Annotated in this window: 13 protein-coding genes; 7 read left to right on the forward strand and 6 right to left on the reverse strand. The window is 70.2% G+C overall.

Annotated elements, in window-relative coordinates; all coding sequences use genetic code 11:
* Positions 1–693: a response regulator transcription factor gene (locus tag CQ044_RS01460; protein ID WP_045273479.1), complete on the reverse strand. Its 693-nt coding sequence runs from the start codon at positions 691–693 to the stop codon at positions 1–3.
* A 123-nt stretch (positions 694–816) separates the two neighbouring features.
* Between CQ044_RS01460 and CQ044_RS01465 the strand changes: the two genes are divergently transcribed.
* A complete protein-coding gene (locus tag CQ044_RS01465) occupies positions 817–1410 on the forward strand; it encodes an NADPH-dependent FMN reductase (protein ID WP_105686339.1) in 594 nt (197 codons plus the stop codon).
* Between the two features lie 307 nt (positions 1411–1717).
* On the opposite strand, the gene CQ044_RS01470 is transcribed toward CQ044_RS01465, so the two are convergent.
* The gene (locus CQ044_RS01470) at positions 1718–2254 is read right to left on the reverse strand and encodes a TetR/AcrR family transcriptional regulator (RefSeq protein ID WP_105686341.1); all 537 of its coding nucleotides are present in this window, start codon (positions 2252–2254) and stop codon (positions 1718–1720) included.
* Positions 2255–2363: 109 nt separating this feature from the next.
* On the opposite strand from CQ044_RS01470, the gene CQ044_RS01475 reads away from it, so the two are divergent.
* Positions 2364–3266, forward strand: a complete 903-nt coding sequence (locus tag CQ044_RS01475) for an alpha/beta fold hydrolase (RefSeq protein ID WP_105686342.1) — start codon at positions 2364–2366, stop codon at positions 3264–3266.
* A gap of 127 nt (positions 3267–3393) precedes the next feature.
* Here the strand turns inward: CQ044_RS01475 and CQ044_RS01480 are convergent, their stop codons facing one another.
* The 3 genes from CQ044_RS01480 to CQ044_RS01490 form a co-directional block, all read right to left on the reverse strand.
* Positions 3394–5037, reverse strand: a complete 1644-nt coding sequence (locus CQ044_RS01480; RefSeq protein WP_105686344.1) for a DNA repair helicase XPB — start codon at positions 5035–5037, stop codon at positions 3394–3396.
* A gap of 99 nt (positions 5038–5136) precedes the next feature.
* Positions 5137–6912: a helicase-associated domain-containing protein gene (locus tag CQ044_RS01485; protein ID WP_105686346.1), complete on the reverse strand. Its 1776-nt coding sequence runs from the start codon at positions 6910–6912 to the stop codon at positions 5137–5139.
* Between the two features lie 23 nt (positions 6913–6935).
* Positions 6936–7211, reverse strand: coding sequence for a multidrug ABC transporter ATPase (locus CQ044_RS01490; RefSeq protein WP_105686348.1), 276 nt, complete (start codon positions 7209–7211; stop codon positions 6936–6938).
* 115 nt (positions 7212–7326) lie between these two features.
* On the opposite strand from CQ044_RS01490, the gene CQ044_RS01495 reads away from it, so the two are divergent.
* Positions 7327–7707, forward strand: coding sequence for a cold-shock protein (locus CQ044_RS01495; protein ID WP_045273485.1), 381 nt, complete (start codon positions 7327–7329; stop codon positions 7705–7707).
* A complete protein-coding gene (locus tag CQ044_RS01500; protein WP_105686349.1) occupies positions 7700–8443 on the forward strand; it encodes a DUF3027 domain-containing protein in 744 nt (247 codons plus the stop codon). Before CQ044_RS01495 ends, CQ044_RS01500 begins: the two co-directional genes overlap by 8 nt.
* 93 nt (positions 8444–8536) lie before the next feature.
* Here the strand turns inward: CQ044_RS01500 and serC are convergent, their stop codons facing one another.
* Positions 8537–9649, reverse strand: a complete 1113-nt coding sequence (gene serC, locus CQ044_RS01505) for a phosphoserine transaminase (protein WP_105686351.1) — start codon at positions 9647–9649, stop codon at positions 8537–8539.
* A 195-nt stretch (positions 9650–9844) separates the two neighbouring features.
* Here serC and CQ044_RS01510 point away from each other — a divergent pair, with 195 nt between their 5' ends.
* The 3 genes from CQ044_RS01510 (at position 9845) to CQ044_RS01520 (ending at position 12728) form a co-directional block, all read left to right on the forward strand.
* The gene (locus tag CQ044_RS01510) at positions 9845–10537 is read left to right on the forward strand and encodes a metal-dependent transcriptional regulator (RefSeq protein ID WP_045273487.1); all 693 of its coding nucleotides are present in this window, start codon (positions 9845–9847) and stop codon (positions 10535–10537) included.
* A 284-nt stretch (positions 10538–10821) separates the two neighbouring features.
* A complete protein-coding gene (locus CQ044_RS01515; protein WP_258133096.1) occupies positions 10822–11655 on the forward strand; it encodes a M23 family metallopeptidase in 834 nt (277 codons plus the stop codon).
* 236 nt (positions 11656–11891) lie between these two features.
* The gene (locus tag CQ044_RS01520; RefSeq protein WP_105686352.1) at positions 11892–12728 is read left to right on the forward strand and encodes a M23 family metallopeptidase; all 837 of its coding nucleotides are present in this window, start codon (positions 11892–11894) and stop codon (positions 12726–12728) included.
* Positions 12729–12984 lie beyond the last annotated feature (256 nt).

The raw sequence follows: 12984 nt of genomic DNA on the forward strand, positions 1-12984 counted from the left end.
TTACGCGGACTTCCCCACCTTGAGCATGTAGCCGAAGCCGCGCTTGGTCTGGATGACCGGCTCCTCGGTGTGCGGATCGATCTTGCGGCGGAGGTACGAGATGTAGCTCTCCACGATGCCCGCGTCGCCGTTGAAGTCGTACTCCCAGACATGGTCGAGGATCTGCGCCTTCGACAGCACGCGGTTGGGGTTGAGCATGAGGTACCGGAGGAGCTTGAACTCCGTCGGACTGAGCTCGATCGGGCTGGATCCGACGAACACGTCGTGCGTGTCCTGATCCATCGACAGCTCGCCGGCGCGGATCACGGACTCCTCATCCGCCTGCATCGTGCGACGCAGGATCGCCTGTGCGCGAGCGACGATCTCGTCGAGCGCGAAGGGCTTGGTGACGTAGTCGTCGCCCCCGGCGTTCAGGCCCTCGATCTTGTCCTCGGTGTCGTCCTTCGCCGTGAGGAACAGGATCGGCGCCGTGAATCCGGCGCCCCGCAGTCGCTTGGTGACGCTGAACCCGTTCATGTCGGGGAGCATCACGTCGAGGATGATGAGGTCGGGCTCCTCCTCCAGCACGGCCGAGATCGTGGCGGCGCCGTTGGCGACCGTCTTCACCGAGAAACCGGCGAAGCTCAGGCCCGTGGAGAGGACATCGCGGATGTTGGGTTCGTCGTCGACGACCAGGATGCGCGCTTCAGTCATGCCCCCATTATGGTGACCCGATCCGTGTTCGCGCTGATTGCGGGCGGAACTTCCCTAGGGAATGGCTATGCGACGGCTCAGGATGCGTGACGATCCGGCCCCTCCGGGTGCAGAGTGAGACCCATGAAGATCGACATCATCGAGCACGAAGGTCCGTACCGTGTCGGCGTCGTCATCGGCAGCCTCTCCCGGGAATCCATCAACCGCCGACTCGCGAACGCGCTGACGCATCTGGCTCCAGAGGGCTTCGAGTTCTTCGAGATCTCCTACGCCGACCTGCCGCTGTACAACCGCGACTTCGACGCCGACTATCCGCAGGTCGCCCTCGACTTCAAGGCAGCGGTGGCGAGCGCGGACGCGGTGCTGTTCGTCACGCCGGAGTACAACCGTTCGCTGCCGGGGCCCCTGAAGAACGCGATCGACTGGGGCAGTAGGCCGTGGGGGCAGAACGTGTGGGCGCACAAGCCGACCGGCGTCGTCGGCGCGTCCATGGGCGCGATCGGCACCGCGGTCGGTCAGCAGTCGCTGCGTGCGACGCTGGGCTTCCTCAACGCCCGGCAGATGACCGCGCCCGAGGCCTACATCCACTACTCGCCGGGCCTCATCGACGACGACGGCCGTGTCACGACGCCCGGGACCGAGGAGTTCCTGCGCCAGTTCATGGCCGCCTTCGCGGAGTTCACCGCCCGCGTGCTGACGGTCATCCCGCAGACCTGACCCCGCGGCCGACCCCGCCGTGCCCCCACCGTGACCGCGAGACTCCAAATGGGCGACGAGACTGCGCCTGTGGACCGCAGTCTCGTCGCGGAGTTGCAGTCTCGCGGTCATGGCGCGGTCATGGCCGGGGGAGGAAGGAAGGAGCGCAGGGACCGTGGATGACGAGCGCGGAGGGGACGCGGCGTGCTGGCTCTCGAAGGTGTGCCCGGAGTGCGGCGCGCTGTTGGACGACCCGGCCGCACCCTGCTGGCGCTGCGGGCTGGGGCCGGGAGAGGATCCGTCCGGCTGAGCCGGTGCGTGACGGGGCTCAGCTCCGCAGCGCCGCGTCCACCGCGCGAGCGATCACGTCGTCGATCGGCACCTCAGGGTCCACCGTGAGGCGGTGCAGGAGAAGGCCGTCGCACGCGGCCATCAGGAACGTCGTGTTGGGTGCCGCGCTCTTGCCTCCGAGCTCCGTCAGCACGCCGCGGATCCACTCCTCCATGCCCCGGCGCTGATCCCGCAGCGGCCGGATCGCGTCGTCATCAGCTTCGAGGAACAGCGCGTATCTCGCGCGGGTGCGCGCGGCCAGCGGGCCAGTCTGCGCGGCGCCCATGCGCGAGAGCAGGGTCACGAGCTCATCCCGGCTATGGACCTCGGGAAGACCCCCGTCCTGGCGCTCCTGCTGGGCGAGCCACTCGACCACGCCCGCGACGAGGGCGGCCCTGGTGCGGAAGTGATTCGACGTGGAGCCTGCGGGCAGCGCGGCCGCGGCGTCCACCTTCCCGTGCGTGAGCGACCGGATGCCCTCGGTCCCGATCAGGGTCACGGCGGCTTCGAGGGCACGACGGCGGGTACTGCTCATGGGACGAGCGTAGCTACTACGTCCCTAGTGACACGACACTATAAACGTAGTAACATTCAGGAACGCGGGTCGGTGGATCCGCGTCGTGCGATGACAGGGAGGTCTCGCCATGGATACGCAGGCGTCTTCGACGGGAGCCGTGGGACGCGCGTGGTCGCCGCCGCTTCCCGAAGTGCAGGGCTTCGAGCACCTCATGATCGAGACTCCGGGCCTCCGCACGCACGTCGCGGTCATCGGTGAGGGCGATCCGGTCCTCGCTCTGCACGGGTTCCCGATGCACTGGTGGCAGTGGCGTCTCATCGCGCCTGCGATCGCCGCGCAGGGATACCGGGTGGTCTGCCCCGACCTGCGAGGATCCGGCTGGACCGAGAGCGAGGATCCGAGCTTCCATGCCGAATCGCAGGTGGATGACGTCGAGGCAGTGCTCGACGCGCTGGGCATCGAGCGCGCGTTCCTCCTGTGCCACGACATGGGGGCGATCTCCGGGATGCAGCTCGCCTACCGGAGTCCGGAGCGTGTGCGCGCGATCGTCCAGGTCTCCGTGCCCCCTGGCTTCATGGAGTTCACTCCCCGGGTCATGCCGGCGTTCGCGCACATGCCGGCTCTGCTCACCCACCGTCCCGGGCGTTCGCTGCGGTACCTGTTCGGGCCGCGCTACGCCGCGCAGCCGATGACCGACAGCACGATCGACACGTACCTGAGCGTCCACGGGGGGCCCGAGATCGAGCGCGCCGTCACCGCGCTGTACCGAGGCATGGTGATTCCGGTCTCGATGCGGCTCATGCGCGGGGTCTACAAGCGAATGCGGCTGCATCCGCCGATGCTGTGCGTGTTCGGTCAGCAGGACGGACCGTTCGCCGAGCCGACCGCGCGCCGCATCTGCCGCAATCACGCCGATCATGCCGACCGGTTCGAGCTGGCGTTCGTCGAGGGCGGCGCGCATTTCCTCACCGACGACCGGCCCGACGATGTCGCGCGGTTGACCCTGGACTGGTTCGCGCGCGCTGCGTGAGGCGTCACCAAGACCGCGAGACTCCCACTCCGCGACGAGACTGCGCCTGAGGCCTGCAGTCTCGTCGCGGAGTTGGAGTCTCGCGGAAGAGGGAAGCGCGGAAGAGGGAAGGGCAAGAAGCGAGAGGTCAGGCGGCCTCGAGCTCGTGGGCATCCAGGATCGTGTAGCTGTAGCCCTGCTCCGCGAGGAAGCGCTGGCGGTTCTGCGCGTAGTCCTGATCGACCGTGTCGCGGGCGATCAGCGTGTAGAAGCTCGCCGTGTGCCCGGACTGCTTGGGGCGCAGCAGGCGCCCGAGCCGCTGCGCCTCCTCCTGTCGGGAGCCGAAGGACCCGGAGACCTGGATCGCGACCGAGGCCTCCGGCAGGTCGATCGAGAAGTTCGCGACCTTCGACACCACGAGCAGCTCGATCTCGCCCTCGCGGAACTGGCGGTACAGCTCCTCGCGCTCGTCGACGGGGGTGGCCCCGGTGATCGACGGCGCGTTGAGCGCCTGGGACAGCTCCTCGAGCTGGTCGAGGTACTGCCCGATCACGAGGATGCGCTCCCCGGGGTGCTTCGCGATGAGCTCGCGCACGGCGGTGATCTTGGCCGGCGCCGAGGCGGCGAGGCGGTAGCGCTCGTCGTCCGTTGCGGCGGCGTACTCCAGCCGGTCGTCCGGCGGCAGGTCCACGCGCACCTCGTAACAGGCGGCGGGGGAGATGAAGCCCTGCGCCTCGATCTGCTTCCACGGCGCGTCGAAGCGCTTCGGACCGATGAGGCTGAACACGTCGCCCTCACGGCCGTCCTCGCGCACGAGCGTGGCGGTGAGGCCGATCCGACGCCGTGCCTGCAGGTCGGCGGTGAGCTTGAACACCGGCGCGGGCAGCAGGTGCACCTCGTCGTAGACCACGAGGCCCCAGTCCATCTCGTCCAGCAGCGACAGGTGCGCGTACTGGCCTTTCCGCTTCGCGGTGAGGATCTGGTAGGTCGCGATCGTGACCGGCTTGACCTCCTTCACCTGCCCGGAGTACTCGCCGATCTCCTCGGCGGTCAGGCTGGTGCGCTTGATGAGCTCGTCGCGCCACTGCCGCGCCGAGACGGCGTTCGTGACGAGGATGAGCGTGGTGGTCTTGGTCGCGGCCATCGCGCCGGCACCCACGATCGTCTTGCCGGCGCCGCAGGGGAGCACGACGACGCCGGATCCGTCCTTCGCGAACGCGTCGACCGCATCCTGCTGATAGGGGCGCATCGTCCAGCCGTCCTCGGCCAGGGTGATCTCGTGCGGGGTGCCCGGTGTGTAGCCGGCGAGGTCCTCGGCGGGCCAGCCGATCTTCAGCAGCTCCTGCTTGATCTGCCCGCGGGCCCAGGCGTCGATGACGTAGGTGTCGGGGGAGGGGTGCCCCACGAGCAGCGGCTGGATCCGCTTGTTCCCGGCGACCTGGGTGAGCACGGCGGGGTCGGTGGAGCGCAGGATGAGGAGGCCCTCGTCGTCCCGCTCGATCACGAGCCTGCCGTAGCGGTTCACGGTCTCGCGGATGTCGACCGACACGGACGGCGGCACCGGGAACCGCGACCAGCGGTCCAGGGTCTCCAGCATGTCCTCGGCCGTGTGCCCGGCCGCGCGCGCGTTCCACAGTCCCAGCCGGGTCACCCGGTAGGTGTGGATGTGCTCGGGCGCGCGCTCCAACTCGGCGAAGATCGCGAGCTCGTGCCGGGCGCTCTCGGCGTCGGGGTGCGCGACCTCGAGCAGTACGGTGCGGTCGCTCTGGACGATCAGCGGGCCATCAGACATAGCGGATCAGTCTACCGGTCGTCCCGGGGAGCGGGCGCCCGCCACCGGGCGCGGCCGTCGTGGGGCGCCCCCTCGGACCGTGCGGCCGACGGGGCCGCATCAGGATCCGGTGTCCTCGATCGCGCGGGTGGAGAGGATCGAGCGGATGGGCAAGGTGCGCTCGACGTCGCTCGCGCGATCGCGGCCGCGCAGGCGTCCGCCGCCGAAACCGGTCACCTCGAGCACGAGCTCCCGCGCCGTGCCATCGGGCATCGCCACCTCGACGGCGAGCACGGCGCGCTGCTTCGCGGCGTGCTCGAGCTCGCGCTCCAGCCAGGCGGCGTCCGCGTCGTCTTCACGGGCCTCGCGCAGATGCGCGATGAGCGCCTCGTAGCGCTGCGTGTCGGAGGGCGGCGCGGGTGCGCTCTCCGCGGTGGTGCGCACCGGACGCTCGACGGCCCCTTCCGCATCCACGAGGGCGGCGGGGTAGTGCTCGTCGGTGAGCGCCCAGAACACGGTGTCGCGGTTGACGCGCGTGGTCAGCACCATGCCGTCCTCCGCGCTGTCCTCGGGGACGAGGCCGAGCGGGCGCAGGGCCTGATCCACGCCGATCGCCTGCAGCAGGTGCGGGTCGCGGCTGCGCACGCGGGTGCGCCCGGTCTCCGCGTCTGTGCCCACCTGCACCTGGCCGTGCCTGCTCGCGCTCTGCGCCAGCAGGTAGCGCAGCGGCTGGGGCACGCCGGTGAGCGAGATCTCCTCGAGGAACGCCAGGACGCCGCCCTCCGTCTCGCCGGCGGACAGCGCCGTGCTGAGCGAGTCGGCCGTGAAACGGTAGGAGGAGGCCTGGCTGGCCGACTCCCGCGCGGCCATGCCACGGAGCCGCAGGTCGAGTGCGGGCAGCAGGGGCCCCGGTGCGATCGCGGTGAGGTCGTTCTGCAGGAAGATCCGGTCGACCTCTGCGGGAACGTAGGCGGCGAGGGCGGCCGGATCCGGATCCGCTCCGCGCCGCGGCGCCTCGGCCCACGGGGTCTCGAGAGGCTCGGGGCTCGCGCGCTCGTCCATCACGAGGCCGAGCAGCCGTGCCTGCCGGAGCAGGGCGCCGGTACGAGCGGGCCAGGCGGAGTCCCAGGGGTGCTCGTCCGCCCATTCCCGCAGCGGGATCCAGCCGCCGTCCGCGGTCCGCAGCACATCGGGGAGCGCGTCGCGGAAGCCGGAGACCAGCTGCGACCACCGCTCCGGGCCGGGGAGCCGGAGCCATGCCGCGCCGGCGGCGGAGAGGAGCAGGGTGCGATCGATCGGCCGGAGCAGACCGGCGGCCGTGCCCACCGCCAGCACGTCGTCGAGGAGCGCCGGGTCGTCGGGGAGACCGCGTTCGCTCAGCCGGCGCTTCTCGGAGAGGCCGACCGTGCCTCCGGCGAGCAGCGCGAGCGGCCCCTCTTCGGCGAGGAGCAGAGCGTCGGCGAGGGTGGCGACCGTCGTGAACGCTCGTTCGGCCGCCCGCGCCGCCGAGGGCTCCTCGGTGCTCCCGGCGAGGACGCCGGATGCCGGAGCGGCCTCGACCGCGGCGGCCGGTGCATCGCGTCCGGCGACCGCGGCCGCCACCGATGGCGGCAGCGTCGCACCCGAGGGCGAGAGGAGCGCGAGCGAGCGAAGGGCCTCCGCGACGGGACCGGGATCCGTGCCGGTTGCCGCTGCCACGAGTCCGCGGGCCTCGGCTCGGGTCAGCCTCGGGAGGATGCGCATCAGCGATGACGGATCGAGCAGCGCCTCCGCGGCGTCGAAGAAGTCGTTCCAGCCGGCTTCGGGGCGCACCTCTCGACGACCGAAGAGCGCGGCGAGTTCCTCGTCGGTGCGCGCGGACAGCGCCTCGGCGAGAAGGCGCGCATGGGTGCTCATGGGGAGAACAGCTCGCGGCGGCGTCAGGAGCGCCGCGCCGCGCGGCCTCTCCGCACGAAGCTCATGATGAGCAGCACGACGATCATCACGAAGGCGATCGGCAGACCCCAGAACGGGAACACTCCGACGACCGGCCACGCGCCGTGCGTGAAGTCGGCCTGCTTCATCCCCACCGCGGTCGCGATGATGATCACGAAGAAGCAGATCACGGAGAGTGCGGCCAGCGTCAGCGCGCCGAACGTCAGGAACCGATCGATCCGGCGGATCTCGGGCTCGGGGGCAGGCTGCCGAGTGCTCATCCGTCCCAGCCTACCCGCTCCGTGACCGGTAGGCTGGTGGGGTGCGGGGCTTCCGCACGCGTCCCGATCGGATCCGCACGGATCCGGCGCCCGAGTAATGCAGCGAGGTTCTCCCATGCCCACCGGCAAGGTCAGGTTCTACGACGACGAGAAGGGGTTCGGCTTCATCACCACCGATGACGGCCAGGACGTCTTCCTGCACGCCACGTCCCTCCCCGCCGGGTCCGCGGTCAAGGCCGGCACCCGAGTCGAATTCGGTGTCGCCGACGGCAAGCGCGGGCTGCAGGCGCTGTCCGTACGCGTGCTCGAGGCTCCCGTGAGCCTCGCGAAGACCAAGCGCAAGTCCGCGGACGACATGGCCGTGATCGTCGAAGACCTCGTGAAGCTGCTCGACGGCATCGGCGGGGACCTCCGCCGGGGCCGCTATCCGTCGTCCAGTCACGGCCGCAAGATCGCCGCCGTGCTGCGAAACGTGGCCGAGGACTTCGATGCCTGAGAGCGACGGCACCGGCGCCCAGCCGGTCGAGCCGGGGCAGACCGCGGCCGAGACGATCGCGCCCGCGGTCGAGGAGCGCTTCTCGATCGATGAGCCCGTCGCCGCCCCGTTCGTGAGCGAGCGCCTGCTGGGCGCGCGCGATCTCGCGCTCGCCGCGCTGCACGAGATCACCCCCGCGGCGTCTGTGGGGCCGGCCGCCGGCTACCTCCCCGAGGTCGACGGCGTGGTCTCGCTGCGCTTCGAGAACAGGCTCGGCGGCTATCCGGGCTGGTACTGGACCGTGTCCGTCGCCCAGGTCGGCGACGAGGAGCCGACCGTGCTGGAGGCCGAACTGCTGCCGGGAGACGGCGCCCTGCTCGCGCCGGAGTGGGTGCCGTGGGCCGAGCGTCTCGCCGACTACCGCGCGCACCAGGCCGAGCTCGCCGCTTCGGCCCAGCACGACGCGGACGCGAGCGGATCCGATGAGCTTCCCGGCGATGACCTCGAGGAGGGATCCGACGTCGATGACATCGACGACGACGATCTCGACGAGGATGAGCTCGACGAGGACGAGCTGGACGACGACGAGGACGAGGCGGCGCCGCGTCTGCACGCCGGCGACCTCGACGGCGTGGACATCGATGAGCTCGACGACTCGTCGGACGACGACGATGACTCGGACGACGACGAGGACGACTCGGACGACGAGGCTGACGACTCCGACGACGATGAGGACGACGACTCCGAAGAGGAGTGAGCATCCGTCCCCTCGGGCAGCGCCCGGGTGAGACGCGATACGAGAGAAGGCGCCCCCTGCCGGGGGCGCCTTCTCTCGTATCTCAGCCGGGGCTCAGGAGCCCTGGTGCTCCAGCACGTAGTCGATCGAGCGGATGAGCTGGCGCACATCGTCCGGCTCGATCGAGACGAACGTCGCGATGCGCAGCTGGTTGCGGCCGAGCTTGCGGTACGGCTCGGTGTCGACGATGCCGTTCGCGCGCAGCGTCTTGGCGACGGCCGCCGCGTCGACCGCATCGTCGAAGTCGATCGTGGCGACGACGGGGGAGCGGTCCGCGGGGTCCGCGACGAACGGCGTCGCCACGGCGCTCTCCTCCGCCCAGCGGTACAGCTCCTGGGAGGACTCGTTCGTGCGTGCGGCGGCCCAGGCGAGTCCGCCGTTGCCGTTGATCCACTGCAGCTGCGAGTCGAGAAGGTGCAGGGTGGTCAGGGCAGGGGTGTTGAGCGTCTGCTCGAGACGGGAGTTGTCGACCGCGTTCTTCAGGCTGAGGAACTCGGGGATGTAGCGTCCGGACGCGGCGATCCGCTCGATCCGCTCGACGGCGGCGGGCGACACCGCGGCGAACCAGAGGCCCCCGTCGGATCCGAGGTTCTTCTGCGGGGCGAAGTAGTAGACGTCGGTCTCGGTCACGTCGAAGTCGATCCCGCCCGCGGCGCTGGTCGCGTCGATCACGGTGAGCGCGCCGTCCGCGGCGACCCGGCGGATCGGGGAGGCGACACCGGTCGACGTCTCGTTGTGCGGCCAGGCGTAGACGTCGACGCCCTCGACGATCTCGGCCGCCGCGCGTGATCCGGGCTCGGCATTGCGCACATCGGGCGCCTGCAGCCACGGTGCCGCCGCCGCTTTCGCGAACTTTCCGCCGAACTCGCCCGAGACGAGGTTCTGCGCGCGGTTCTCGATGAGACCGAACGCGGCCGCATCCCAGAACGCGGTGGATCCGCCGTTGCCGACGATGATCTCGTAGCCCTCGGGGAGGCGGAACAGAGCGGAGAGCTGCTCGCGGACGCTGCGGACGAGGTTCTTCACCGGCGCCTGGCGGTGCGAGGTGCCCAGCAGGCTCGACCCGACGGCGGCGAGTGCGCTCACCTGCTCGGGACGGATCTTGGACGGGCCGCATCCGAAGCGGCCGTCGACGGGCAGAAGTTCGCGGGGAATCTCGATCGCCATGCACAGATTCTAGGTGCCGTCGAGAGGGCGACCCTGCCCGTGTGACACCGTACGACGGGCTCTGCGTCGTCGCACGGCGATCCTGCGCTGCCGGGCATGCGATGCCGCGTCGCGGTGCAGAGCCGGAGCATATCCGCAGAAGGTAGGCTTGCCTAACAGCAGGCGACCGCATCCGCGGCACGACAAGGGGGATCGATGGCAGATCTGATCGACACCACGGAGATGTACCTCCGCACCATCCTCGAACTCGAGGAGGAGAACATCGTCCCCCTGCGCGCGCGGATCTCCGAGCGCCTCGGGCACTCCGGTCCCACGGTGTCGCAGACGGTCGGCCGGATGGAGCGCGACGGCCTCGTCGTCGTCTCCGAGGATCGTCGCCTCGAGCTGACCGAGGCCGGGCGTCGCAAGGCGGTGGACGTGATGCGCAAGCACCGTCTCGCCGAGCGCCTGCTCTCCGACGTGATCGGCCTCGACTGGGCCTACGTGCACGAGGAGGCCTGCCGCTGGGAGCACGTCATGAGCGAGCAGGTGGAGCGCCGTCTGGTCGAGCTGCTGGGGCACCCCACCGAGTCGCCGTACGGCAACCCGATCCCCGGTCTGGACCAGCTCGGCGGCGCCCCGGCGCGCACCTTCGACGAGGGCGTGATCGGCCTCGTCGAGCACATGAACACCGTCGGCACGCCCACGGAGGGCACGGTGCGCCGTCTCGCCGAGCCGGCGCAGGTGGATCCCGAACTGCTGGAGCAGCTGCGCGATGCGGGCGTCGTCCCGGGTGCGCGTGGCCGGTTCCGCTTCAACGAGGGCTACGTGCTCATCGAGGTGGACGGGCAGGACGAGGGTCTCGAGCTCCCGGTCGAGCTCGCCTCGCACATCTTCCTGGTCGCCTGAGGGGCTCTGCGGCCGTCTAAGGGGCTCGCCGGCTGGACATCGCCTGTGTACGCACCGCGGGACCCGCAGGAAACAGGCGTTCAGCGGATCCTTGGGGCAGCGTGACACGTTCGTGACTTTCCGGTAGCGTCGAGAGGGCCGTCGGCAGAAGCCCGTCGACGGACTCCACGGCGCTCGCCTCATCGGCCCGTCGCCGCCGTGGGAGACATGCGTCCGAACCCTGTGCGGACCGACCCGATCGACGACGGACCGGCGCCCGATGCGCAGAGGCCGGAGGACAGACTTTGCCTGAGACCACGATCGAGACCACGAGCCAGACGAGCGCCGACGCCACCACGCGCCAGAAGGCCGCGACCCGGTCCAGTGCATTCGTGCGCCCGGTGCGGACCGTCGCCATCCTCGGTGCGGTCGGCGCCCTGGTCGCCGCGATCGCCCTCCCGGCGTTCGTCTCGACGAGCGGTGCGGCGGATGCCGCTCCGGTGACCACCGAGCAGCTGGCAGCCGGCAACGCGCAGTCGATCGTGGTCGCGTCCGAGGCCACACAGGCCCCGAGCACGCGCGGGCAGTTCACCGCGACCACTCCTGACGAGATCGAGAAGCGCAAGGCCGAAGAAGCCGCTGCAGCGCGGGCCGCCGCGGCGGCTGCCGCCGCCGCCGCATCGACCGCGTCGACCAGCAGCTCCCGTCCGTCCCTCGCCGGCATGGCACTTGTCGCCCCGGGTTCCGGTGCGGTGCGCTACCCGGTCACCAGCTTCACCCCCGGCGAAGGCCCCGGCTCCGGTCGCGGCCACGAGGGCTGGGACATGATCGCCCCCGAGGGCACGCCGATCTATGCCGCCGCCGCCGGTACGGTGACGGCCTCGGCCGAGAGCATCGGCGGATACGGCGTCTCGATGATGATCATGAGCAACCTCAACGGCACCATGGTGGAGACCCGCTACGGTCACATGGTCTACGGCAGCCGCATGGTGGAGGCAGGCGACCAGGTCTCCGCCGGCCAGCTCATCGGTCTCGTCGGCAATACCGGCAACTCCTACGGATCCCACCTGCACTTCGAGGTGCGCATCGGCGGCTCGGTCATCGACCCCGAGCCCTGGCTCGCCGCGAACGCGGGCTGACCGGCTTCCGCCGTCTCCGCCGGTCGCTCGGATCGGTCATCCCGGATCAGGGGGTGACAGATTCATCACGATCGGGTAACGTCGGGGAGGTCGTCGACGAGAAGCCCGTCGGCGATAACCTCGGCGGCCGCCTCCCGGCTCGTCACCGCCGTGGTCATCCTGATGTGCGTCGAAATCCCGACGTGCACGCGAATACGGACGAGCCGACGCACGGCGCCGAGGCCTGGAGGAAGCCCTTGGCTGCAGAAATCGAACAGACCGAAACGTCCGTCGACACGCGAACCCCGAAGCGTGCGAAGAACCCGGTCTCCCGATCCGTCGTGCGCCCGATCCGCACCTTCGCGGTCCTCGCCGCGGTGGGAGCGCTGGTGACTGCGATCGCCCTGCCCGCCCTCGCGACCGGCGCCGCACCTGCGACCGCCTCACCGGCGACCGCTCAGCAGATCGCCGCCGGCCACGCGCAGTCGATCGTTGTCGCATCCGAGGCGACGGCCGTCGCCGGCACGCGCGGTTCCTTCACCGCGACGACTCCGCAGGAGATCGAGCAGAAGAAGGCGGAAGCGGCCGCTGTCGCCGCCGCCAAGGCCGCGGCGGAAGCCGCCGCCGCCAAGCCGACCGTCGCGTCGGTCCGCAGCAGCATGGCGCCGATCGCGAACCCCGGGCAGGTCATCTACCCGATGGCGGCCGGCTCCTACACGCTGAGCGACGGCTTCGGCGCGGCCCGCAGCGGTCGCAGCCACATGGGCCAGGACTTCGCCGCGCCGATCGGCACTCCGATCTACGCCGCCGCCGACGGCTGCGTCACGATCTCCGAGAGCAGCTACGGCGGCTACGGCGAGACGATCGAGCTCGCTCACCCGGCGCTGAGCGGATCCGCCGCGATCTCCACGCTGTACGGGCACATGAACTACGGCAGCCGGGCCGTCGGGGTCGGTCAGTGCGTGACCGCCGGTCAGTACCTGGGCGAGGTCGGCAACACGGGCTGGGTGTCCGGATCCTGCCTGCACTTCGAGGTGCTCGTGAACAACACCGAGATCGACCCGCTCGCGTGGCTCGAGGTCAACGTCCGCTGATCCGACACGGCGTTCACCGGAAGTTCTCCGCGTCGTCGTCGGGGCATGGGTTAGCCTGATTCCGTCGTCGCAAGGGCGGAGGAACACGATGGGACGAATACCGAGCATCCGAACCACGGATGCACTCGGTCGACTCGTTCTTCGGCATTGCCCGCAGGATCTGCACGGATCACCCGTGCGTTCACGGCGCTGTCTCTCGTAGACAGCGCCGTTTTCGTATCCTGCGGACCCTCCGTCTGCGCACGGTCGAGAGACC

It is taken from the genome of Microbacterium sp. MYb64 (assembly GCF_002979495.1).
GTDB classification, from domain to species: domain Bacteria; phylum Actinomycetota; class Actinomycetes; order Actinomycetales; family Microbacteriaceae; genus Microbacterium; species Microbacterium azadirachtae_A.

Bases quoted from the DNA above. Each gene is read 5' to 3' on its own strand.
- serC (WP_105686351.1), bottom strand. From the start codon at position 9,649: ATGGCGATCGAGATTCCCCGCGAACTTCTGCCCGTCGACGGCCGCTTC.
- CQ044_RS01495 (WP_045273485.1), top strand. From the start codon at position 7,327: ATGCCCACCGGCAAGGTCAGGTTCTACGACGACGAGAAGGGGTTCGGC.
- CQ044_RS01475 (WP_105686342.1), top strand. From the start codon at position 2,364: ATGGATACGCAGGCGTCTTCGACGGGAGCCGTGGGACGCGCGTGGTCG.
- CQ044_RS01470 (WP_105686341.1), bottom strand. From the start codon at position 2,254: ATGAGCAGTACCCGCCGTCGTGCCCTCGAAGCCGCCGTGACCCTGATC.
- CQ044_RS01490 (WP_105686348.1), bottom strand. From the start codon at position 7,211: ATGAGCACTCGGCAGCCTGCCCCCGAGCCCGAGATCCGCCGGATCGAT.
- CQ044_RS01465 (WP_105686339.1), top strand. From the start codon at position 817: ATGAAGATCGACATCATCGAGCACGAAGGTCCGTACCGTGTCGGCGTC.
- CQ044_RS01460 (WP_045273479.1), bottom strand. From the start codon at position 693: ATGACTGAAGCGCGCATCCTGGTCGTCGACGACGAACCCAACATCCGC.
- CQ044_RS01480 (WP_105686344.1), bottom strand. From the start codon at position 5,037: ATGTCTGATGGCCCGCTGATCGTCCAGAGCGACCGCACCGTACTGCTC.
- CQ044_RS01485 (WP_105686346.1), bottom strand. From the start codon at position 6,912: ATGAGCACCCATGCGCGCCTTCTCGCCGAGGCGCTGTCCGCGCGCACC.
- CQ044_RS01500 (WP_105686349.1), top strand. From the start codon at position 7,700: ATGCCTGAGAGCGACGGCACCGGCGCCCAGCCGGTCGAGCCGGGGCAG.
- CQ044_RS01510 (WP_045273487.1), top strand. From the start codon at position 9,845: ATGGCAGATCTGATCGACACCACGGAGATGTACCTCCGCACCATCCTC.